20 protein-coding genes are annotated in these 21,014 nt (G+C 70.4%); 14 read left to right on the top strand and 6 right to left on the bottom strand.

Translation table 11 applies throughout. The annotated features are described in order from the left end of the window. The first annotated feature begins 62 nt into the window (after nt 1-62). Nucleotides 63-1,010, top strand: a complete 948-nt coding sequence (locus L8M95_RS01360) for a heme o synthase (RefSeq protein WP_260489119.1) — start codon at nt 63-65, stop codon at nt 1,008-1,010. A gap of 21 nt (nt 1,011-1,031) precedes the next feature. On the opposite strand, the gene L8M95_RS01355 is transcribed toward L8M95_RS01360, so the two are convergent. Next, nucleotides 1,032-2,000 (bottom strand): quinone oxidoreductase, encoded by a 969-nt coding sequence (locus L8M95_RS01355; RefSeq protein ID WP_260487560.1) that lies wholly within the window; start codon nt 1,998-2,000, stop codon nt 1,032-1,034. Between the two features lie 113 nt (nt 2,001-2,113). Here L8M95_RS01355 and L8M95_RS01350 point away from each other — a divergent pair, with 113 nt between their 5' ends. Next, complete coding sequence (locus L8M95_RS01350; RefSeq protein WP_260487559.1) at nt 2,114-3,649, top strand: hypothetical protein; 1,536 nt, start codon at nt 2,114-2,116, stop codon at nt 3,647-3,649. Nucleotides 3,650-3,877: 228 nt separating this feature from the next. Here L8M95_RS01350 and L8M95_RS01345 read toward each other — a convergent pair whose 3' ends face one another. The 4 genes from L8M95_RS01345 to mptB are packed head-to-tail and all read right to left on the bottom strand — an operon-like array spanning nt 3,878 to nt 8,235. Continuing rightward, on the bottom strand, nt 3,878-4,861 hold the full coding sequence (locus L8M95_RS01345; RefSeq protein ID WP_260487558.1) for a heme A synthase: 984 nt from the start codon (nt 4,859-4,861) through the stop codon (nt 3,878-3,880). 38 nt (nt 4,862-4,899) lie between these two features. Beyond that, nucleotides 4,900-5,691, bottom strand: coding sequence for an ABC transporter permease (locus tag L8M95_RS01340; RefSeq protein WP_260487557.1), 792 nt, complete (start codon nt 5,689-5,691; stop codon nt 4,900-4,902). After that, on the bottom strand, nt 5,688-6,623 hold the full coding sequence (locus L8M95_RS01335; RefSeq protein ID WP_260487556.1) for an ABC transporter ATP-binding protein: 936 nt from the start codon (nt 6,621-6,623) through the stop codon (nt 5,688-5,690). The genes L8M95_RS01340 and L8M95_RS01335 overlap by 4 nt, the downstream gene beginning before the upstream one ends. Before the next feature lie 25 nt (nt 6,624-6,648). Continuing rightward, nucleotides 6,649-8,235: a polyprenol phosphomannose-dependent alpha 1,6 mannosyltransferase MptB gene (mptB, locus tag L8M95_RS01330; RefSeq protein WP_260487555.1), complete on the bottom strand. Its 1,587-nt coding sequence runs from the start codon at nt 8,233-8,235 to the stop codon at nt 6,649-6,651. A gap of 158 nt (nt 8,236-8,393) precedes the next feature. Here mptB and L8M95_RS01325 point away from each other — a divergent pair, with 158 nt between their 5' ends. From L8M95_RS01325 to L8M95_RS01290, 8 genes are all read left to right on the top strand, one after another. Next, the gene (locus tag L8M95_RS01325; RefSeq protein ID WP_260487554.1) at nt 8,394-9,131 is read left to right on the top strand and encodes a metalloregulator ArsR/SmtB family transcription factor; all 738 of its coding nucleotides are present in this window, start codon (nt 8,394-8,396) and stop codon (nt 9,129-9,131) included. Continuing rightward, nucleotides 9,128-10,579 (top strand): Fe-S cluster assembly protein SufB, encoded by a 1,452-nt coding sequence (gene sufB, locus L8M95_RS01320; RefSeq protein WP_260487553.1) that lies wholly within the window; start codon nt 9,128-9,130, stop codon nt 10,577-10,579. Before L8M95_RS01325 ends, sufB begins: the two co-directional genes overlap by 4 nt. Before the next feature lie 5 nt (nt 10,580-10,584). Further along, the gene (sufD, locus tag L8M95_RS01315) at nt 10,585-11,793 is read left to right on the top strand and encodes a Fe-S cluster assembly protein SufD (RefSeq protein WP_260487552.1); all 1,209 of its coding nucleotides are present in this window, start codon (nt 10,585-10,587) and stop codon (nt 11,791-11,793) included. A 55-nt stretch (nt 11,794-11,848) separates the two neighbouring features. After that, nucleotides 11,849-12,619 carry a Fe-S cluster assembly ATPase SufC gene (gene sufC, locus L8M95_RS01310; protein ID WP_260487551.1) on the top strand — a complete coding sequence of 257 codons (771 nt, stop codon included), beginning with the start codon at nt 11,849-11,851 and terminating at the stop codon, nt 12,617-12,619. Nucleotides 12,620-12,637: 18 nt separating this feature from the next. Then, complete coding sequence (locus L8M95_RS01305) at nt 12,638-13,897, top strand: cysteine desulfurase (protein ID WP_260487550.1); 1,260 nt, start codon at nt 12,638-12,640, stop codon at nt 13,895-13,897. Further along, complete coding sequence (gene sufU, locus L8M95_RS01300) at nt 13,894-14,346, top strand: Fe-S cluster assembly sulfur transfer protein SufU (RefSeq protein ID WP_260487549.1); 453 nt, start codon at nt 13,894-13,896, stop codon at nt 14,344-14,346. Before L8M95_RS01305 ends, sufU begins: the two co-directional genes overlap by 4 nt. A 17-nt stretch (nt 14,347-14,363) precedes the next feature. Then, nucleotides 14,364-14,822 (top strand): metal-sulfur cluster assembly factor, encoded by a 459-nt coding sequence (locus L8M95_RS01295; protein ID WP_371517556.1) that lies wholly within the window; start codon nt 14,364-14,366, stop codon nt 14,820-14,822. A 134-nt stretch (nt 14,823-14,956) separates the two neighbouring features. After that, a complete protein-coding gene (locus L8M95_RS01290) occupies nt 14,957-15,718 on the top strand; it encodes a hypothetical protein (RefSeq protein WP_260487548.1) in 762 nt (253 codons plus the stop codon). Here the strand turns inward: L8M95_RS01290 and L8M95_RS01285 are convergent. Beyond that, on the bottom strand, nt 15,680-16,903 hold the full coding sequence (locus tag L8M95_RS01285) for a lycopene cyclase family protein (RefSeq protein ID WP_260487547.1): 1,224 nt from the start codon (nt 16,901-16,903) through the stop codon (nt 15,680-15,682). The two genes, L8M95_RS01290 and L8M95_RS01285, sit on opposite strands and share 39 nt — an antisense overlap. 36 nt (nt 16,904-16,939) lie before the next feature. Here L8M95_RS01285 and L8M95_RS01280 point away from each other — a divergent pair, with 36 nt between their 5' ends. From L8M95_RS01280 to L8M95_RS01265, 4 genes are all read left to right on the top strand, one after another. Then, nucleotides 16,940-17,722 carry a thioesterase family protein gene (locus L8M95_RS01280; protein WP_260487546.1) on the top strand — a complete coding sequence of 261 codons (783 nt, stop codon included), beginning with the start codon at nt 16,940-16,942 and terminating at the stop codon, nt 17,720-17,722. Nucleotides 17,723-18,206: 484 nt separating this feature from the next. Next, nucleotides 18,207-19,838 (top strand): ABC-F family ATP-binding cassette domain-containing protein, encoded by a 1,632-nt coding sequence (locus L8M95_RS01275; RefSeq protein ID WP_260489118.1) that lies wholly within the window; start codon nt 18,207-18,209, stop codon nt 19,836-19,838. Between the two features lie 236 nt (nt 19,839-20,074). Then, nucleotides 20,075-20,515 (top strand): universal stress protein, encoded by a 441-nt coding sequence (locus L8M95_RS01270; protein ID WP_260487545.1) that lies wholly within the window; start codon nt 20,075-20,077, stop codon nt 20,513-20,515. Nucleotides 20,516-20,628: 113 nt separating this feature from the next. Next, nucleotides 20,629-20,976 (top strand): hypothetical protein, encoded by a 348-nt coding sequence (locus L8M95_RS01265; RefSeq protein ID WP_260487544.1) that lies wholly within the window; start codon nt 20,629-20,631, stop codon nt 20,974-20,976. Nucleotides 20,977-21,014 lie beyond the last annotated feature (38 nt).

Here is a 21,014-nt window from a genome sequence, read left to right as displayed (position 1 = left end):
GACCATCCGTCTCCCCTCCCGAGTCCACGGGGCGGCCGGCTCCGGCGAGCGGGCGAGCCCGTCTGACGGATGTGGTGATGGCGTACATCGCCCTCACCAAGCCCCGAGTGATCGAACTGCTCCTCGTCGCGGCGATCCCCGCGATGCTGCAGGCCGATCGAGGCGCCCTCCTGAGCGGCGACGACACGGGCCTGTCCATCTCATTGGTCCTGCTCACACTGGTGGGTGGCTGGCTCGGGGCGGCCAGCGCCAACTCGCTCAACATGGTGGTCGACGCCGACATCGACAAGGTGATGAAGCGGACGGAGCGCCGGCCGCTGGCGCGTCACGCGATCAGCACCCGGGCCGCCCTGATCTTCGGTCTGGTCCTCGGTGCCTCGAGCATGCTCTGGCTGGGGTTGCTCGCCGGCAGCTGGTTGGCCGCGTTCTTCATCCTGCTGACGATCTGTTTCTACGTATTCGTCTACACGATGATCCTCAAGCGTCGCACCGCCCAGAACGTCGTGTGGGGCGGAGCCGCCGGATGCATGCCGGTGCTGGTGTCGTGGGCCGTGATCACGGACCACCTCCCCGAGGGCCAGCCGCACAACTGGTGGCAGGCGATCGTCCTGTTCCTCATCATCTTCTTCTGGACTCCGCCGCACACCTGGGCGCTGGCGATGCGCTACAAGGAGGACTACGAGGCCGCGGGTGTCCCGATGTTGCCCGTGGTCATGTCCGCCGAGGGCGTCACCCGCCGCATCACCATCTACACCTGGGTGACGGTCCTGTGCACCCTGGCACTGATCCCCGCGGCCGGGTGGGTGTACGCCGCCGGCGCCGTCGGCTTCGGCGTGTGGTTCATCATCATGGCCCACCGTCTCGAGGCCGGGGTCCACCGCGGCATCGAGGTCAAGCCCCTGAAGTTGTTCATCCTGTCGAACAACTACCTGGCCGGGGTGTTCGTGGCGCTGTCCGTCGACGCCCTCCTGGGACTACAGACGGTCGCAGAGCTCATCCCGCTCGCCTGACCACTCGACCCCACGCGCCGCTCAGCGGGTGGGGTGGAGGACGACGGATCCGGTGGTCTGTCGCGACTGCAGTGCCCGGTGCGCCTCAGCGGCGTCCGACAGGGCGAAGCCCGCGCCCACAGACAACCGCAGCGACCCGTCGACGATCCCCTCGAGGACCTCTGCCGCGCGCTCGCGGAATTCCGCCGTGCCGGCGATGAAGTCACCCAAGCTCGGCCGGGTGAGGAACACCGAGCCGGCCGCGTTGAGCCGCTGCGGGTCCACCGGGGGAACCGGACCACTCGCCGCGCCGAAGAGCACGAGCGTCCCCCGACGGGCCAGCGAGGCCAGGCTGTCGTCGAAGGTGTCCCGGCCCACCCCGTCGAACACCACCGAGACGCCGCCGTCGGAGAGCTCCCGGACCCTGTCGGGGGTCGCCTCGGGGTAGAGCAGCACGTGGTGCGCCCCCAGGTTCCGGCACAGTTGCGCCTTCTCCTCGGTCGATGTCGTGGTGATCACCCGATAGCCATGGACCGTGGCCATCTGGATGAGGAGCTGACCCACACCACCCGCGCCGGCGGTGATCAGCACGGTGTCACCGGGTACGGCCCGGTGGGTGTCGGTGATCAGGTAGTGCGCCGTGAGTCCCTGCAGCAGCATCGAGGCCGCCACCTCGTCGTCGACCCCCTCCGGCACGGTCACCAGCGACTCGGCCGGCGCCACCACGTACTGCGCGTACGACCCGGGCACCTGGCACCAGGCCACCCGATCGCCGACCACCAGGTCGGGAGTGCCCTCGCCGACCTCCTCGACCACTCCCGTCCCCTCGCTACCCGGGACGAAGGGCAGCTCCCGGGAGTAGATGCCCTCGCGGAAGTAGGTGTCGATGTAGTTCACCCCGACCGCGGTGGTGCGCACGAGCACCTCGCCCGGCCCTGGGGAGGGCGTGTCCACCTCGACCGGCGTCAGCACCTCGGGTCCACCGTGTCCGGAGATCTCAATGGCTCTCATGGAGCCCAGTATCCGGGAGGGTCGGGCCCGACGCAGCCGGTGCGGGTCCATCGGTTCGCCTGTTCGCGGGAGTGCCGGCGTGGGCGGGGCGGGGGAGGCGATAGGCTACCCCCATGAGCCTGCAGATCCTTTCCCAGTACGCCGGGGGGCCGCGAGTCCGGGCGACCGGATGGCCCGAGATCACCACCAGTGGGTCCGGGTCGCCGGCCGCGTCCACCCGCTCCCAGGCGGCACCCGAGGACGCTCCGGAGACGGCCGCGCCGCGGACGGAGGCTCCCGGGGCGGCGGCTGCCGAGGCCACCGGACCCGCACAGACGGCATCCCCCGTGCAGGAGACCCCCGCGCAGGAGACCCCGGCCCCGGCCGCGAGCGGATCGGGCGGGGCCGTCTCGCTCGGTCGCCGCGCCCCGCGCGCACCGGGCGGGGGTGCGTCCACCCTTCACGGTTCGCGTATCACCGAGGTCGACGGCGGCGCTCCCGTCGCATCGTCGGCCCCTGCCGCGTCACCCGCCCAGCCGGCCGCTGCCGCGTCACCCGCCCCGGCCGGTTCCACGGCGTCCGACCCCGCCGAGACGGGGTCGGCTCCGGCGCAGCCTGCTGCCGAGCCGGCCGCGAACGCCGCGCAGTCGGATGAGACGGCCGCCTCCCCGGCTCCGGCGGCCCCGACACCGGCGGCCGCACCGTCCGCACCGTCCGCACCGTCCGGCGGCGGGCTCAAGCTCGGGGGCGGCTCCAAGGCCAAGGCCCCCGGTGGCGGTTCTGCGGGCAAACTCGTCCTGGGTGGCGCGGCCGGTGCCGCTGCGGCCGGTGCCGCTGCGGCATCGGGAGGCGACGACAAGGCCCCCACCCCGGCCGCGGCGTCGACGCCCGCGGGGGACCCGGCGCCCGCAGCACAGGCGGCCCCGGTGCCCGCGGCGAAGGCGGAGAGCGCCACCGATGCGGCTCCGGCCGAGAAGAAGTCCGGCGGAGTGACCCTCGGCGGCGGTTCCTCCGCCAAGGCACCGGGCGGCGGCAAGCCCGGCGGCCTCACGTTGGGCGGCGGGAGCAAGGCCAAGGCACCGGGCGGCGGCAAGCCCGGCGGTCTGACGCTGGGCGGTGGCACCGCGCCCGCCGCGCAGGCGACCCCCGCTGCGGAGACTGCCGACGAGTCGAAGGACGTCGACGCCACCGGCTCGGCCGACTCGGCGCCGTCCGCGGCTGACCGACCCGCGGACGCACCGGCGGCCTCCCAGCCGGCGGCGGCTGGCGCGGGCGATGAAGGCGGCCCGGCGACGCAGGAGGAGCCGGCTGCCGCGAAGGACACGCCGGCCGAGAAGGCGCCCGCCGAGAAGATCGAGGCGGCGCCGGTGCCCTCGGGCCCCACCCCGCCGGCCAAGACCGCCAAGTTCGTCGAGAAGTTCCTGTCCCGCCACGGTGGGTCGGCGGACGTCGTCCTCCAGCCCGTGGGTCGCTGTGGTGTCCGCGTCACCCTGGTGGGCGCCGACGGCGTCCTGGGCGACACGATGGTCGACAGCCTGTCGGAGGCCGAGGCGGTCCGTGACGGGATCTCCGGTCTGACCGGATCGGACTGGACGCGTGAGCTGGTCTCGCGCACCGATGTGCCGGCCGGGCACTGGAAGCGCATGGCTGGTTCGGGTTCGCTGGTCTGATTCCCTGACCTGCGGCACACGACAGCGGCCCCGCCGATCGGCGGGGCCGCTGTCGTGTCTGCGGTCGTCCGGGTGCGCGCCCCGAATGGACCGGAGGGGGCGCGCAGCGGGCGGCCATCCGTACAGAGACGACGCGCACCTCGCGGCGCACCACCGGGGTGGACCTCGCGGCGCACCTCCGGGTGCGCGCACCTCGGGGCGCCCCACCGGGGTGGAGACGGGATCGACCTAGGCGGGCACGTGGTCTCTGATGACCCCCGCCGCCCACAGTGCCCCGGTGACGGCGGTGATCGCGCCCGCGAGGGTCACGTGCGCCACGACGAGGAGTTCGGGGACCCCGAGCTGGTACTGGGTGATCCCGATGACCGCTTGCGCCGCGATGAGCCCGATGAGGATCGCGCACCGTCGGATCGCGGGGCCCTCCGTGCGCAGGGCGATGAGCCCGGCCAGCAATCCGATGAGCAGGCATACGTAGCCCACCATGAGCTCGGCGTGGAAGTGCACGAGCCACTGGATGGGCATCTGGAGTCGATCCGCGGCGGTGATGCGGGCGTCGCCGGCGTGGGGGCCGGCGCCGGTGACCATCGTCCCGGTGGTCAGCACCCCGGTGAGCAGGACGGCCGAGAGTACGGTCAGCCACGTCATGGGCCTGGGAATGACGCGCCGTGGCGGCGCCGTGTCGTCCTCGCCGATGCGGGCGAAGAGCACGGCCGCGAGCCAGGCGAGGATCATCGAGGGCAACAGATGCAGGGCCACGGTCCACCAGACGAGGCCGGCCAGGACGGTGATTCCTCCGATGACGGCCTGGGCGACGATCCCGGCGGGCATCGCCAGGGCCAACCAGATGAGCCCGCGGCGACGTCCGGCACGCAGCAGCGCCAACAGCAACGCGGCGGCCACGGCCACCAGGACGAACGTGAGCAGCCGGTTGCCGAACTCGACCGCCTGGTGCAGGGCCGGTGCCGCGCCCGGGACGGGGACGAAACTGGCCTCGTTGCACTGCGGCCAGGTCTCGCAGCCGAGGCCGGAGGCGGTCACGCGGACGGTCACGCCGGTGGTCATGATCCCGATCTGGGCGATGACGTTGGCGAGTGCGACGCCCTTCTGGACCCGGATCGACGGCACGGGCAGGCGGGACAGTGGTCCAGCGGATCTCCCGGGGTCGCTCGCGGCCGGGGTTCCGGAGGTCGGGGCGTGCGATGTCGAGGTCACGGCCCCGATTCTAGGCCGCGACGGTCGGACGTCTGCTATCAGGTGAAGGAGAAGTGACGCACGGCGAATCCGCCGCACACGGCGGTCCAGACGAGCAGGGACAGCGCCGCCAGTGCGGGGACGCCGCCGCCGAGCGCGGTGACCAGTGCGGTGGTCAACGCGTAGGAGGGGACGACGACGAGGAGGTCACTCAGCGCGGCGGGGAGATCGACCACCCCGATCGCGAGACCGGCGCCACCGATGAGGACGAACCAGATGAGGTTGGCCAACGCGAGGACGATCTCCGCCCGCAGGGTGCCCCCGAGCAGGAGACCCATGGACGAGAACGCCACCGAACCGAGGGCTATCACGAGCGCCCCGACCGCCAGTCCGGCCGGGTCGGGCCGCCATCCCAACAGTGCGGCGATGATGCCGAGTACCACGGCCTGCCCGGACACGAGCACCAGGGTCGCCAGGATCTTGCCGATGATGATGACGCTGGGCGGCAGGGGAGTGCCACCGAGACGCTTGAGGGCTCCGTAGCGCCTGTCGAAGCCCACCGCGATCGCCTGACCGGTGAAGGCCGTGCCCATGACGGAAATGGTCAGCACGGCGGTGATCGCGTAGTCGATCCGCGGTTCGGGTACCGCGCCGAACTCGACCGCGGTGAGGGCGAACAGGATGGCCACGGGTATGACCAGGGCCACGAGGAGCTGTTCGCCGTTGCGCAGGAACAGGGCCAGTTCCATGCGGGTCTGGGCGGCCGTCATCCTGGCCGGGGAGGCCGGGGCGGACGGTCGGGCGAAGGTCCCGGGGGCGAAGCGGTTGCCACTGGTCGGCGTGTGGGTCATCGCAGTTCCCGTCCGGTCAGGTCGAGGAAGACGTCCTCGAGGCTCCTGGTGCGGGTGGCCAGGGAGGTGAGTTGGATGCCGGACCGCTCGAGGGCGGCGCACATGGCGGTCATGATCTCGGGGGAGACTGGGCCGTGGACCTCGAGGACGCCGGCCGCGGTCCCCGCCGTGACCGTGTGTTCCTCGCCGAGTGCGCCGGCGAGCACGGACGGGGACACCTCGCCGTCGACGACGAGGGTGACACCCTCGGCGGTTCCGGCGCGTTCGAGTTCCGCCGGGGTCCCGGAGGCGACCCGTCGGCCGTGGTCGATGATGACCACCTCGTCGGCCAGCGCGGCCGCCTCGTCCATGAGGTGCGTGGTGAGTACCACCGCGGCCCCGTCGCGACGCAGGGCGTGGACGAGGTCCCACACGGCACGGCGCGACTGGGCGTCGAGGCCGGCGGTCGGTTCGTCGAGGAAGACCAGTTCCGGGCGCCCGATCACCGCGATCGCCAGCGACAGACGCTGCTGTTGGCCGCCGGACAGCCGTCGGTACGGGGTCCGTGCGTGCTCGGTCAGCCCGAGTTCGCCCAGCAGCCAGGCCGGATCGAGGGGATCGGAGTAGTAGGACGCCACCAGCCGGAGCATCTCCCCGACCCTGGCGGCGGGGTAGGAGCCGCCACCCTGGAGCATCATCCCGATGCGGCTGCGGACCCGCTGTCGATCGAGGACCGGATCCAGTCCCAGGACCTTCACGGTTCCCGCGTCGGGGCGGACGAATCCCTCGCAGATCTCGACCGTCGTGGTCTTCCCGGCGCCGTTGGGTCCCAGCAGCGCCATGACCTGTCCGCGCTCGAGCCGCAGGTCCAGGCCGGCCACGGCGGTGGTCGCGCCGAATCTCTTGACGAGCCCCTCGACGTGCAGAGCGGGCGGGGTCGGCGGGGAGGTCACGGGATCCGAGTGTAGGCCGGTCCGGCTACCGGAAGCGCAACAGCCCCGGCCACCGGAACAGCGCGACGAGCAGCATGGCGACGGCCACGACGGTCGCCGCCCAGGCCTGGACGGTCACGAACGGCGGCAGTCCCGCACCTGGCGGGAGGGTGAAGCAGGCCAGCACGGCGCTGACCGCCACCACCGGCAGCCGGAACTCCATCCGTGAGGCCCATGCGGCCAACGGGACCAGGGCCCACAGGACGTACCAGGGCTGCACCACGGGGAAACACAGGACGATCGCGGCCATGGACACCCCCAGCCCGCCGACAGGGTTGATGCGGCCCGACTGGACCGCGAACAGCATGCGGACGGTGAACGCGCCGGCTGCGACCAACGCGGCGGTCTGCACCATGACGAGGATCTGTTCCGTGTGGTCCCCGAGACCGAGGTACTGACCGATGCCGCCGATGATCACGCCGATCGCGGTGGGCGGGGAGAGCCAACTCCGGAGTGAGGTGGCCGCGCCGAGTTTGGTGATCCACCCGAGACCGGACGAGGTGACGAGCATCGCCAGCCCGGTCGTCACCCCGCTGATCAGGACCATGGTCGCCGCCGCGCGCAGGGTGGCGGACCAGCTCGCCCCCCAGCGCCGCGCAAGTGCCATCCCGATGAAGCCCAGGGCCACCACGGTGGGGAGTTTGACCAGGGCCGAGCCGGTGACCAGGACGGTGCCCAGGACGAACACCGCGGTGTTCCGCCACCCGGTTCCGGAGGCGTCCACCGCGCGGAGGGCCAGCACGAGGCCGATCGCGAGCAGGCCCATCATGAGCGATTCGGAGTGGATACCGGAGACCAGATGGAACAGCACGAGGGGGTTGGCGACGGCCAGCCAGAGGGCGGCGACGTCGGACACACCGCAGTACTCGGCGAGCCGGGGGACGGCCCAACCCAGCATGAGGATCCCGAGCACCGCGACGACCCGGTGCAGGATGGTCCCGAACAGCACGTCGTCACCCGTGAGTCCGTGGATGGCCTTCTGCACCCCCAGGAACAGCGGGCCGTACTGGTTGGGCGTGTCCCGCCAGATGTCCGGGACGTTGATGGTCAGGGCGTGGGAGGTTCCCAACGCGGAGACCGGGCCGAGTTCGTAGGGGTCGTCGAGTTCGTTGCCTATCGCCCCCTGGGCGAGATAGCTGTAGACATCCCGACTGAACATCGGTGGCGCCAGCGCGAGGGGGAGTGCCCACGACGCGATGACCCGGTCGAGCGTCGCCCGGTCGATACGACCGCTGATCCGCCCCCGCCGGTCCTGACCCAGCACGTACGGGGCCAGGAGCAACCAACAGAGGGTGACGGTCACCATGCCTGCCATGACGACCGTCATCGAGGACTGCTGCAGTCGCAGCCACAGCCCGAACAGACGCTCACCGGCGATCGGGTTCTGCAGGACGGGCAGCGCCCCGGCCCCGAGCGCCCCGACCGCCATGGCGACGGCCGCCGTGGTGCCGAGGCGTCGGATGCGACGCAGTCGGGCCAGCTCCGCGGAAACCGGGGACCCGCTGGACTGCTCCTGCGCGTGGAGTCGGGATGTCACCGACCCGGCGCCGCGCATCGGGGAATCGCGTGCCACAGTCCCGACCCTTCCTCCACCGCCGCTGTCGTCGCACACCTCACCCCGGCAGCGCACGCCCGGGGGTGGGGGGAATATTTCCGAAACAGAAGTGTTGCGTAATATCAGGAGGTGCGTCCCGACCGGGCGCACCGAGCATAACCGGAAGGGAGTGGCGCATGAGCGTGCAGCACGTGTTCGACAGCACCACGCGTCCGGACACCCGCTCGTCGATCCGTGAGCTCCTGCTGGAGCGCGGAGCCCTCACCGCCGTGGAGATCGGGCACGAACTCGGGCTCACCGCCGCCGGTGTCCGACGCCACCTGGACCACCTGGTCGAGTCCGGCGAGGTGGAGGCCGTCCGTACGCGGCCGGCGGGCACCCGCGGCCGCCCCGCCAAGGCGTTCCAGATGACGGCCACGGGCCGCAACACCGCCCGCCACGGGTACGACCACCTGGCGGTCGAGGCGTTGACCGCGCTGCGTCGCATCGGTGGCACGGCCGCCGTCTCGGAGTTCGCCCGGGAGCGGGTGCGCTCGGTGATCGGGCACGTCCGTCCCGCCGAGGGGCCCCACGACGTCGAGCGGGCGGCCGCCGACATCGCCACCGCCCTGTCCGGGGCGGGTTACGCGTCCTCCGTCGAGGAGGCCGGCACGGGACTGCAGATCTGCCAGCACCACTGCCCGGTGTGGAACGTCGCCTCCCGGTTCCCCGAACTGTGCGAAGCCGAGCAGGAGGTGGTGGCCGAGATAGTGGGCACCCACGTCCAGCGGCTCGCCACCATCGCGGGCGGAAACTGCGCCTGCACCACCAACATCCCGACCGGGACCGTGACCGTGAGTGATCTCGCGGCCACGATCCCCGCACCGGCCGACGCGTCCGCGTCGGCACCGACCGCCGAAAGGACAGTGCGATGACCATCACCCCCGATCAGGTGACGGCCGACGTCACGGAGCCGACCACCGATGAGGAACGAATCGCCTCCATCGGCCAGTACAACTACGGCTGGCACGACTCGGACGACGCCGGTGCCACCGCGCAGCGCGGCCTGTCCGAGGCGGTCGTGCGTGACATCTCCGCCAAGAAGAGCGAATCCGACTGGATGCTCGACAAGCGCCTCAAGGCCCTGAAGATCTTCGACAAGAAGCCGATGCCCACCTGGGGATCGGACCTGTCCGGTATCGACTTCGACAACATCAAGTACTTCGTCCGTTCCACGGAGAAGCAGGCCACCAGCTGGGAGGACCTGCCCGAGGACATCAAGAACACCTACGACAAGCTCGGCATCCCCGAGGCCGAGAAGCAGCGTCTCGTGGCGGGCGTGGCCGCCCAGTACGAGTCCGAGGTGGTCTACCACCAGATCCGTGAGGACCTGGAGAGCCAGGGCGTCATCTTCATGGACACCGACACGGCGCTCAAGGAGCATCCCGAGTACTTCGAGGAGTACTTCGGCTCCGTCATCCCCTCCGGTGACAACAAGTTCTCCGCCCTCAACACGGCGGTCTGGTCCGGCGGGTCGTTCATCTACGTCCCGCCGGGTGTGCAGGTGGACATCCCGCTGCAGGCCTACTTCCGCATCAACACCGAGAACATGGGCCAGTTCGAGCGGACGCTGATCATCGTGGACGAGGGCGCCTACGTGCACTACGTCGAGGGCTGCACGGCTCCGATCTACAAGTCGGACTCGCTGCACTCCGCGGTCGTCGAGATCGTCGTCAAGAAGGGCGGCCGTTGCCGCTACACGACCATCCAGAACTGGTCGAACAACGTCTACAACCTCGTCACCAAGCGTGCCCGCGCCGAAGAGGGCGCCACCATGGAGTGGATCGACGGCAACATCGGTTCCAAGGTGACGATGAAGTACCCGGCCGTCTGGCTGACCGGTGAGCACGCCAAGGGCGAGGTGCTCTCGGTGGCGTTCGCCGGGGAGGGACAGCACCAGGACACAGGCTCCAAGATGCTGCACCTGGCCCCCAACACCTCCTCGAACATCGTCTCCAAGTCGGTGGCCCGTGGCGGTGGACGCTCCGCGTACCGAGGTCTGGTCCAGATCAACGCCGGTGCGAAGGGCTCCAAGTCCAACGTCGAGTGCGACGCCCTGTTGGTCGACAACATCAGCCGGTCCGACACCTACCCCTACATCGACATCCGCGAAGATGACGTCACGCTGGGGCACGAGGCCACGGTCTCCAAGGTGAGCCAGGACCAGCTGTTCTACCTCATGAGCCGCGGCCTCGCCGAGGACGAGGCGATGGCCATGATCGTGCGTGGTTTCGTCGAGCCGATCGCCAAGGAACTCCCCATGGAGTACGCGCTCGAGCTCAACCGCCTGATCGAACTGCAGATGGAAGGATCGGTGGGCTGACCACTATGACCGACACCACCACCCCCGAGACCGGGTCCACCCCGGCACCCCTGACGGACCGCTACGGCGTCCCCGTCGACGCCACCAAGGGCGACCAGTTCGCGTCGTTCGACGTGGGCGCCTTCGAGGTACCCAGCCACAAGGACGAGATCTGGCGCTTCACCCCGCTGCGTCGTCTGCGCGGTATCCACGACGGCTCCAACATCACCGCGACCGGTCGCCTGCTGGCGTCCGTCGCCGAGCACGACGGTCTGACCGTCGAGACGGTCGCCATGGACGACAAGCGCGTCGGCGAGGCCGGGGCCCCCCGCGACCGCGTCGCCGCGCAGGCGTTCAGCTCCGCCGCCGAGGCCACCGTCATCACGGTCGCCAAGGAGACCGTGATCGACGAGCCCGTCTACGTCACCGTCGACGGCCCGGGCGAGGGCGAACTGGCCTACGGCCACACCCAGATCCGCCTCGAGGCGTTCGCCAATGCGACGTTCGTCGTGGACCAGCGCGGCGGCGGGACGATCGCCGAGAACGTCGAGTTCATCGTCGGCGACTCCGCCCACCTCGAGGTCGTCCTCATCCAGGACTGGGACGACGACGCCCTGCACCTCGCGGGTCACCATCTGCAGGTCGGCCGCGACGCGACACTGACCTACACGACGGTGACGTTCGGTGGCGAGCTCGTGCGTGTCTCCCCGTTCGCACGGTTCACCGCTCCCGGCGGCACGGTCACCCTCAACGGCCTGTACTACGCCGACGACGGGCAGCACCTCGAGCACCGTCTGCTCGTGGACCACTCGGAGCCCAACTGCACCTCGCGCATCCTCTACAAGGGTGCGCTGCAGGGCGACGCCAAGTCGAAGCTGCCGGAGGCCCACACCGTCTGGATCGGTGACGTGCTCATCCGCGCGGCCGCCGTGGGAACCGACACCTACGAGATGAACCGCAACCTCGTGCTGACCGACGGCGCCCGCGCCGATTCGGTGCCGAACCTCGAGATCGAGACGGGCGAGATCGCCGGGGCCGGCCACGCCAGCGCCGTCGGGCGGTTCGACGACGAGCAGCTCTTCTACCTCATGTCGCGGGGCATTCCCGAGGACGTCGCGCGGCGTCTCGTGATCCGCGGGTTCTTCGGCGAGGTGATCAACCGTATCGGCGTGCCGGAGGTGCGCGAGCGGATCACCGAGGCCGTCGAACTGGAGCTGGAGTCCTCCGGCATCTGACGAGCCCGCCCAGAACTTCCCCCACGACCTCATACACAGATTGCGAGCAACTCCCATGACCACTCTCGAGATCAAGGGCCTCACGGCCCGCGTCGCAGCGACCGAGGACTCACCCGAGACCGTCGAGATCCTCAAGGGCGTCGACCTGACCATCGAGTCGGGCCAGACCCACGCCATCATGGGGCCCAACGGCTCCGGCAAGTCCACCCTCGCGTACGTCATCGCCGGTCACCCCAAGTACGAGGTCACCGGTGGCACCGTGACTCTCGACGGGGAGGACGTCCTGTCGATGGAGGTCGACGAGCGGGCCCGCGCGGGCCTGTTCCTGGCCATGCAGTACCCCACCGAGATCCCCGGGGTCTCCACGGCGAACTTCCTGCGTTCCGCCGCCACCGCCGTCCGCGGTGAGGCCCCCAAGCTCCGCCACTGGGTGAAGGAGGTCAAGGAGGCCATGTCCGACCTCGACTTCGACCCGGCCTTCTCCGAGCGCAGTGTGAACGAGGGATTCTCCGGCGGTGAGAAGAAGCGCCACGAGATCCTGCAGCTCGACCTGCTCAAGCCGAAGATCGCCGTGCTCGACGAGACCGACTCCGGCCTCGACGTGGACGCCCTGCGCGTGGTGTCCGAGGGTGTCAACCGCTACAAGGCGGAGGAGAACGGCGGCATCCTGCTCATCACGCACTACACCCGCATCCTCAAGTACATCACCCCCGACAGGGTCCACGTGTTCGTCGACGGCCGCGTCGCCGCCTCCGGTGGCGCCGAACTGGCCAACGAGCTCGAGGCGAACGGGTACGAGTCGTACCTGACGCCGGCGAACGCCTGACCGGACAGCTGGGAGAACATGACCTCGACCCTCGATCTCACCGCCGTGCGCTCGGATTTCCCGATCCTGCAGCGGACGGTCCGTGACGGAAAGCCCCTGGTCTACCTCGACTCCGGGGCGACCTCGCAGCGCCCGCTGCAGGTATTGGACGCGGAGCGGGACTTCCTGCTGCACTCCAATGCGGCCGTCCACCGCGGCGCGCACCAGCTCGCCGAGGAGGCGACGGACGCCTATGAGGGCGCCCGCGCGGACATCGCGCGGTTCGTGGGTGCCCACGTCGACGAGCTGGTCTTCACCAAGAACGCCACCGAGGCGCTCAACCTCGTGGCCTTCGCCCTGGGCGACCAGCGCTTCGGCGAGTACGCGGTGGGCCCCGGGGACGAGATCGTCATCAGCGAGCTCGAGCACCACGCGAACCTGGTGCCGTGGCAGGAGCTGTGCCGACGGACCGGTGCCACGTTGCGCTGGTACGGGGTGACCGACGACGGTCGCATCGATCTGGACTCGCTCGAGATCACCGACGCGGTCAAGGTCATCGCCGTGACCCATCAGTCCAACGTCACCGGCGCGGTGACGGATGTCGCCCGCGTGGTGGAGACGGCCAGGTCCGTCGGCGCGCTCGTCGTGCTGGACGCCTGCCAGTCGGTGCCGCACATGGCAGTGGACTTCCACGCCCTCGGCGTCGACTTCGCGGCGTTCTCCGGCCACAAGATGCTCGGCCCCACGGGCATCGGCGTCCTCTACGGCCGGCGCGAGCTCCTCCGGGCCATGCCTCCCGTCCTCACCGGCGGGTCGATGATCTCCACGGTGACCATGGAGGAGTCGACCTTCGCCGAGCCGCCCCAGCGTTTCGAGGCCGGCGTGCCCATGGTGTCCCAGGCTGTCGGTCTCGCGGCCGCCGTGCGCTACCTCGAGGCGATCGGGATGGAGACCATCGCGCGCCACGAGGAGTCGCTGACCGTGGCCGCGCTCGACGCGCTCGGTCAGATCCCGGGCATCCGGATCGTCGGGCCGACGGACATGGTCTCCCGGGGCGGCGCCGTTTCCTTCGTCGTGGACGGTATCCACGCCCACGACGTGAGCCAGGTGCTCGACGATGACGGCGTGGCCGTCCGTGTGGGCCACCACTGCGCGTGGCCGCTGCACCGCCGCCTCGGCGTGCAGTCCACGGTGCGGGCCTCGTTCGCGCTGTACAACACCCTCGACGAGGTCGAGGCTCTCGCGAGGTCCCTGCGCCGGGCCCAGCAGTTCTTCGGAGTGGAAGGGGCGCTCACGTGAAGCTCGAGCAGATGTACCAGGAGGTCATCCTCGACCACTACCGCCGTCCGCAGCACAGCGGGCTGCGGGAGCCCTTCGGCGCCGAGGTGCACCACGTCAATCCCACCTGTGGCGACGAGCTGACACTGCGGTTGCGGTTGTCCGACGACCTCGCCACCGTGGAGGACGTGTCCTACGACGCCCAGGGTTGCTCGATCAGTCAGGCCTCCACGTCGATGATGGCCGACCTCCTGGTCGGCCGCCCGGTGACGGAGTCACTGGAGGTGCTCGACGCCTTCCAGGCGATGATCTCCTCCCGCGGGCAGGACGCCGGGGACGAGGAGCTACTCGACGACGCCGTGGCCCTGGCCGGGGTGTCCCGATACCCCGCGCGCGTCAAGTGCGCGCTGCTGGGCTGGATGGCGTTCAAGGACGCCCTCGGCCGACAGACCGAACACCATCAGGAGTGAGTGACATGACCGAGCAGATGACCCCTGCCAACGATCCGTCGGTCGACGAGTCCGCGTCGACGGAGGAGAACGCCACACCGGCGGGCACCGTCTACAACGGCGAGTTCCGCCCCGACCCCAACCGGCCGGAGCAGTCCGAGGAGGACCTGGCCCTGGTCGCCGATCTCGAGGAGGCCATGCGCGACGTGGTCGACCCCGAGCTCGGGATCAACGTGGTCGACCTCGGACTGGTCTACGACATCTGGGTTCGCCCGGGCGAGACCGAGGGCTCGACGATCGCCCGCGTCGACATGACGCTGACCTCCGCCGCCTGCCCCCTCACCGACGTCATCGAGGACCAGGCCCGCAGCGCGACGATCGGAGCCGACCTCGTCAACGATCTCGAGCTCAACTGGGTCTGGATGCCGCCGTGGGGTCCGCAGATGATCACCGACGACGGCCGCGAGCAGCTCCGCGCCATCGGCTTCACGGTGTAGCCGCGCCCCGGTCACGCGACAGAGCGCCCGCCCCCTCGAGAGGGGGCGGGCGCTCTTCGTGTCCGGGTCGTTCTTCCGGCCGGGGGCCAGACGACCTGCGGCTGTTCCGTTCACCGGCCGTTTACGCTGGACACATGTCCCGCCCCTCTGATCTTCCGGGAACCGAAGTCGGGACCGAGACCGGAGCCCGCCTCACCAAGGCGACCGCGTGGGTGGTCCTGCCCCCGTCGATCCTGCTCGCGCCGCTGTCCGGCCTATTGCTCCTCATGGTCCACCGCACGGGCAGCGACCAGCCCTGGCACACCTGGAACCTCCTGTGGACGGCCTTCGACATCGGCGCCGAGGGCAACATCGCGGTGTGGTTCGCCTCGACGATCTGGCTCCTCGTCGGTATCTTCGCCGCCCTCGCCGCTCTCACCGCCAACAGGTTCCGGAAGTCGTGGTGGCTCTTCGCCGCGGTCGGCGTCACCGCCTCGGTGGACGAGGCCTCCGCCCTGCACGAGCGATTGTTCGTGGTGGGGGACAGGATGGCCCCGTACCTGCCGTTCGACACCTTCTACAACTGGGTGATCCCCGGCGCGATCATCGCGCTGGTCGTCGGAGCGCTGCTGATCCGCCTCGTGTTGGCGCTGAAGCGTCGGGTGGTTCTCGCACTGATCCTCTCGGCCGTGGTCTTCCTGACCGGCGCGATCGTCATCGAGAGCCTGACCGGTCTCGTCCACCGCGCGGACGCCGGCATGTCGACGCCCTATCTCGTCCTCATGTACACCGAGGAGACCTTTGAACTAGTGGCCGTGGCCGTCGCGGCCGTGGCGCTGTCGTCGATGTTCCGCGTGACGCGCCGGCCGGCAGGTCTGTCACTGTCCTTCGACGGGTACCGTCCGCGCGTCGCCTGACGTGGTCGCCGGCGCACCCACCGACGAGCGCGCCGACGGACGCAGCACCGCCGCGACCATCCCGGCCTTGGCGCGCGCGGGCATGGAGACCCACATGCCCCACATCGCGGCGGCCACCTGGTAAGACGGGCTCGCGGCGTCGAGGAACCAGCGCTGACGGCGACCGTCGAGCCTGCCGAAGGCGTTGAACAGCGCCCGGAGCGTCCGGTCATCGGCCCGCAGCAGAGCACGCAGTCCCACGCCGTGGAGGGCCGTGCTCAGCGGCGACCGCGGAGCGGGCAACGGGTACCCCGCCTCGATCGCGTGCACCGCCCCCGGCACGGCCGCGAGCATCGCTGCCACCGAGTACCCCGTCGCCGCGTGCCCGTGTCCCCCGGCGGTGCCGAACGCCTCGACCAGCGGGTCCTCCGGCACCCCGGGGCGCGGCAGGAGCGGGATCCGAACCCGCTCGACGGACAGCGGCGACGCGATCGCCTCGGCGGCCACCCCCCGGCCCGCCAGTCTCGAGCGGAGCCGGCTCGCCAGGACGGCGGGATCCGGAGCGGGCAGTCCCGCCAGACACGTCTCCTCCAGAAGGACCCGGTCCGGCCCCACGGGGATCGCGTACAGGAAGCTGGGGCCGGCCTCGTCGTCGTCGTCGTCCCGGTCGCGGACGTAGTCGGTCCGCCAGTCCATGAACAGGGCGTTCTCCCCGCCCAGCGCCGGCACCGCGTCCGCCGCGTCCACGACGATCCCGTAGGCCGTCTGCAGGGGGCCCCGGTTCCGCCGGCCCCCGGCGCCGCGGCAGTCCACCACCCGGTGCGCGCGGGCGGTCAGGGCACGCACCGCATCGTCGTCGACCTCCGCGTGTTCGACGGTCACCCCGGGACCGAGCGGCAGCGCGCGGCGCAGTGCCTCGTTGTCCAGCACGGCGTACTCACGGTGCAACAGGGCCCTGTCGGGCGCGTACAGGGCCGCGTCCGGCACGGTGTGCGCGAGCACGTCCACCCCGCACGCCTCGTGCCGGAGCCACGGAGGGATCTGGTCGGCCCACACCGACAACGTCTGGCGCCACGGCGCAGCCGGGTCCGGGTCGAGCGCGAGCACGGTGAGACCGGTTGCGGCACAGCGGGAGGCGAGCGCGCGGCCGGCGGGCCCGAGCCCGACGACTGCGACGTCGTAGAGTCCGCCACCCGTAGCATTCATCAGGATCGACACTACCGCCCGAGGCAGAGGGGACCCATGTCCGACGCGTTCTACCAGCAGCTCGACGAGACCCGTTTCGAGGCCACGACGCTCACCGCGGGGCCGTGGTCCGCCGAGGCCCAGCACGCCGGCCCGCCGAGCGCGCTGCTGGTCCGGGCCATGGAGCGCGTCGACTCCGGGGAGGACGTGCGGTTGGCGCGGGTGTCCGTGGACGTGCTGGGACCCGTGCCCGTCGCGCCCCTGGACATCGAGATCCGCACGGTCCGCCCCGGCCGCAGCGTGGAGCTGCTCGAAGCCACCGCATCCGTGGACGGCCGGCCCACCCTGGTGGCGCGCGGCTGGCGGATGCGGCGTACTCCGGCGGACTACCCCGTGGTCGGCGATCACGCGGCGCCGCCGGTGCCCGTGGCGCGCGAGCGCGATCCCATGATGAGCTTCGCCCACGGAGGGGGTTACCTCTCGGTGGTCGACTTCTCCTACGAATCCGGCGGCGGGGACGAGCTGGGCCCGGCCCGGGCGTGGGGTCGGTCGCGGGTCGATCTGGTCTCCGGCGAGCGCATGACGGGCTGGCAGCACACCGTGGTGGTGGCCGACTCCGCGAGCGGCGTCTCCCTCGCCACCGATCCGGTGAGCCATCCCACGATCAACTGCGATCTCGTGGTCTCGCTGCACCGCGAGCCCGCGCCCGGCTGGGTGCGCCTGGACACCGAGACGATCGGCGGCCCCGGGCACGGGGTGCTCACCGACACGCTGCTCTCGGACGACCACGGGCCGATCGGCCGCAGCGTGCAGAACCTGTTCGGGCGCAGCGGCGGCTGACCGGCCCGGCGGCTCAGGGCGCACTTGGCCGGGGCTGCCCGGTCATCCGCGCCGGGCGCTCGAGGCCGGGTGGGCATTCCGGCAGCGCGGCTGCCTCCAGGTGTGCTGCCTCGTTGACTTACGCTGGGGGTATGCCCACGCAATGCCCGGTCGCGCTGGGAGAATGGACCACAGCAGCAGCGTAGGACGAGGAGGCAGCACAACCCGGCGGTGTCGCGCTGCCCCAATGCCCGCCTGGTCCCGCTGCCGGGTGCGCCGACGGCCGGGAGAGCACTCCGGGCCCTTCCCACAGCCGGGTGGGGCCGCATCAACCGGACGGGCGTCCGCGGGTGACGCGACTGCCCGTGGGGTTCCGAGTCACACGGAGACCCACGTCACCGAACTCGCCGGAGGTCATTCGCCGCAGGTAGAGTGGCAGGTCGGCCCGAATCCCGCGAGGGTGGTCGAGACTGTCCCCGAACGCTACAGCGAGGTACCCGCGCACGTGATCACCATCGACGACCTCGAGGTGCGCGCCGGCGTGCGCACCCTGCTCCACATGGACGGGTCCTCGCTGCGGGTCCAGCCCGGCGACCGGATCGGCCTGGTGGGACGGAACGGCGCGGGTAAGACGACGACGATGAGGATCCTCGCCGGCGAAGGTGAGCCCTACGCCGGGAAGGTCATCCGGACAGGGGACCTGGGTTATCTGCCGCAGGACCCCCGTGAGGGCAACATGGACCAGCTCGCGCGCAGCCGGGTCCTCTCGGCCCGCGGACTGGACGTGATCATGGCCGACATGACCGCCGCCCAGGAGCAGATGGTCGACGCCCCGGACGACAAGGCCATGGACAAGGCCGTGCGCCGGTACGGCCGGCTCGAGGACGAGTTCTCCGCCCGCGGCGGGTACGAGGCCGAGAGCGAAGCGGCGCGGATCTGCGCGAGCCTCGGGCTCGAGGACCGGATCCTCACCCAGCATCTGGGCACCCTGTCCGGCGGGCAGCGTCGGCGCGTGGAGCTGGCGCGGATCCTGTTCGCCGCCTCCGACGGGGCCGGCAAGTCGCAGACCATGCTCCTGCTCGACGAGCCCACCAACCACCTCGACGCCGACTCCATCACCTGGCTGCGCCAGTTCCTGGAGAAGCACGAGGGCGGCCTGATCATCATCTCCCACGATGTCGAGCTGCTCGAGGCCGTAGTGAACAAGGTGTGGTTCCTCGACGCCGTGCGCGGGGAGATCGACGCCTACAACATGGGGTGGCAGAAGTACCTCGACGCGCGCGCCACCGACGAGGCACGCCGCCGCCGTGAGCGCGCGAACGCGGAGAAGAAGGCCGGCGCACTGAAGATGCAGGCCGCCAAGCTGGGCGCCAAGGCCACCAAGGCCGCCGCCGCCAAGCAGATGATCCGCCGCGCGGAGACCATGATGAACGAGCTCGACGAGGTGCGCGTGTCGGACAAGGTCGCGCACATCAAGTTCCCCACGCCGGCGCCGTGTGGCAAGACCCCGATGTTCGCCAAGGGGTTGACCAAGATGTACGGCTCGCTCGAGGTGTTCGCCGGGGTCGACCTGGCGATCGACAAGGGCAGCCGCGTGGTCGTGCTGGGTTACAACGGCGCCGGCAAGACCACTCTGCTCAAACTGCTCGCCGGGGTGGAGCGCACCGACGGCGAGGGCGGGGTCGTCTCCGGCCACGGGCTCAAGGTCGGCTACTTCGCCCAGGAGCACGACACTCTCGACATGGACGCCAGCGTGTGGGAGAACATCCGCCACGCCGCGCCGGACGCGGGGGAGCAGGAGCTGCGCAGCCTGCTGGGGGCGTTCATGTTCACCGGCCCGCAGCTCGAGCAGCCCGCCGGCACGCTGTCCGGTGGTGAGCGCACGCGTCTGGCGCTGGCCGGGCTGGTGTCCTCGGCCGCCAACGTGCTGCTGCTCGACGAGCCCACCAACAACCTCGACCCGATCTCGCGAGAGCAGGTGCTCGACGCTCTACGCACCTACGAGGGTGCGGTCGTCCTGGTCACCCACGACCCGGGCGCTGTCGAGGCGCTCGAGCCGGAGCGGGTCATCATCCTGCCGGACGGCACGGAGGACCTGTGGAACCAGGAATACATGGAGATCGTCGAACTCGCGTAACCGAGCGAAGCGAGGGCACGCGACGTTCGCGCACGCTCCCGTCGAACTCGCGTAACCGAGCGAAGCGAGGGCACGCGACGTTCGCGCACGCTCCCGTCGAACTCGCGTGAGCGGGTTGATCGGTCGGCTCTGGCGACTTCCTCACGAGGTGTGGCCACCCGGGCTACGGTGGAAGGTGTCGTCGGTGCACGACAGTCCGGAGCGCCGTCGGCGATCTCGCCCGAGGAGGCATGCTCATGGACACCAGACCAGTCGTCGTGGGAGTGGACGGGGGCCCTGACTCCCTGGTCGCCCTGCGGTGGGCGGCCGAGTACGCCCGCGCCGTGAACGCACCGTTGATAGCTCTCACCGCCTACGACCTACCGACCGTCTATGGTCCCTACGCGATGGCCGGGTGGGAGAGCTCCTCCGAGTTGGAGGCCGGGGCACACGCGATGCTCGAAGGTGCGGTGAACGACACCCTGGGTTCAGATTCCGGTGTCCAGCTGGCCGTTCTTCGAGGACATCCCGCGGAGTCGCTGGTCGCGGCGTCCAGGGATGCCCGGTTGCTGGTGGTGGGCAGTCGCGGCCGAGGTGGTTTCGCGGCGATGCTGCTCGGCTCGGTGAGCCAGCACGTCGTGCCCCATTCGCGCTGTCCGGTCGTCGTCCTGCCGCACTCCAGGGACGAGACCGAGTAGCGGCCGACATCCTTCAGGTTGCGCCCCACACCGCGTCTGCACCGATCGAGTCGAGAGTCACATAGGGAACCCTTATGTGCTGAGTCGCCGCGTTGACCTGAGACAATCGCGACATGGACATCGCCTTCAGTATCGTACTGATCCTGCACTTCATCGGCCTCGCCGGCATCATCGGCGGCTGGCTCGCCACCATCAAGGCCCCGTACATGGCCAAGGGCATTCTCCACGGAGCCATTCTCCAGGTGGTCACCGGAATCCTGCTGGTCGGGCTGCGCGAGATGCAGGACGCCGACGTCAATCACATGAAGATCGGCATCAAGCTCCTCGTGGCCGTTGTGATCCTCGTGATCGCGATCATCGGCGTCCGCAAGGAAGCACGGGCGCAGGGCACCACCCGGACGCTCGCCAACGTCGCCGGCATCCTCGGCATCGTCAATGTCGCGATCGCGGTCCTCGTCTGACGCATCCGAGCGCTCGACATCACGCCCCCCGACCTTCC

The sequence above is a fragment of the Dietzia sp. B32 genome, from assembly GCF_024732245.1.
GTDB lineage: Bacteria > Actinomycetota > Actinomycetes > Mycobacteriales > Mycobacteriaceae > Dietzia.
This window is presented reverse-complemented; position numbering and strand designations above follow the sequence as displayed.

What these genes read in the sequence shown, in the direction of transcription:
- L8M95_RS01265 (WP_260487544.1), top strand. Translation starts at nt 20,629, where the DNA reads ATGGACATCGCCTTCAGTATCGTACTGATCCTGCACTTCATCGGCCTC.
- L8M95_RS01270 (WP_260487545.1), top strand. Translation starts at nt 20,075, where the DNA reads ATGGACACCAGACCAGTCGTCGTGGGAGTGGACGGGGGCCCTGACTCC.
- L8M95_RS01285 (WP_260487547.1), bottom strand. Translation starts at nt 16,903, where the DNA reads ATGAATGCTACGGGTGGCGGACTCTACGACGTCGCAGTCGTCGGGCTC.
- sufB (WP_260487553.1), top strand. Translation starts at nt 9,128, where the DNA reads ATGACCATCACCCCCGATCAGGTGACGGCCGACGTCACGGAGCCGACC.
- sufD (WP_260487552.1), top strand. Translation starts at nt 10,585, where the DNA reads ATGACCGACACCACCACCCCCGAGACCGGGTCCACCCCGGCACCCCTG.
- L8M95_RS01280 (WP_260487546.1), top strand. Translation starts at nt 16,940, where the DNA reads ATGTCCGACGCGTTCTACCAGCAGCTCGACGAGACCCGTTTCGAGGCC.
- L8M95_RS01340 (WP_260487557.1), bottom strand. Translation starts at nt 5,691, where the DNA reads ATGACCCACACGCCGACCAGTGGCAACCGCTTCGCCCCCGGGACCTTC.
- L8M95_RS01355 (WP_260487560.1), bottom strand. Translation starts at nt 2,000, where the DNA reads ATGAGAGCCATTGAGATCTCCGGACACGGTGGACCCGAGGTGCTGACG.
- L8M95_RS01325 (WP_260487554.1), top strand. Translation starts at nt 8,394, where the DNA reads ATGAGCGTGCAGCACGTGTTCGACAGCACCACGCGTCCGGACACCCGC.
- L8M95_RS01305 (WP_260487550.1), top strand. Translation starts at nt 12,638, where the DNA reads ATGACCTCGACCCTCGATCTCACCGCCGTGCGCTCGGATTTCCCGATC.
- L8M95_RS01350 (WP_260487559.1), top strand. Translation starts at nt 2,114, where the DNA reads ATGAGCCTGCAGATCCTTTCCCAGTACGCCGGGGGGCCGCGAGTCCGG.
- sufC (WP_260487551.1), top strand. Translation starts at nt 11,849, where the DNA reads ATGACCACTCTCGAGATCAAGGGCCTCACGGCCCGCGTCGCAGCGACC.
- L8M95_RS01295 (WP_371517556.1), top strand. Translation starts at nt 14,364, where the DNA reads ATGACCCCTGCCAACGATCCGTCGGTCGACGAGTCCGCGTCGACGGAG.
- L8M95_RS01290 (WP_260487548.1), top strand. Translation starts at nt 14,957, where the DNA reads ATGTCCCGCCCCTCTGATCTTCCGGGAACCGAAGTCGGGACCGAGACC.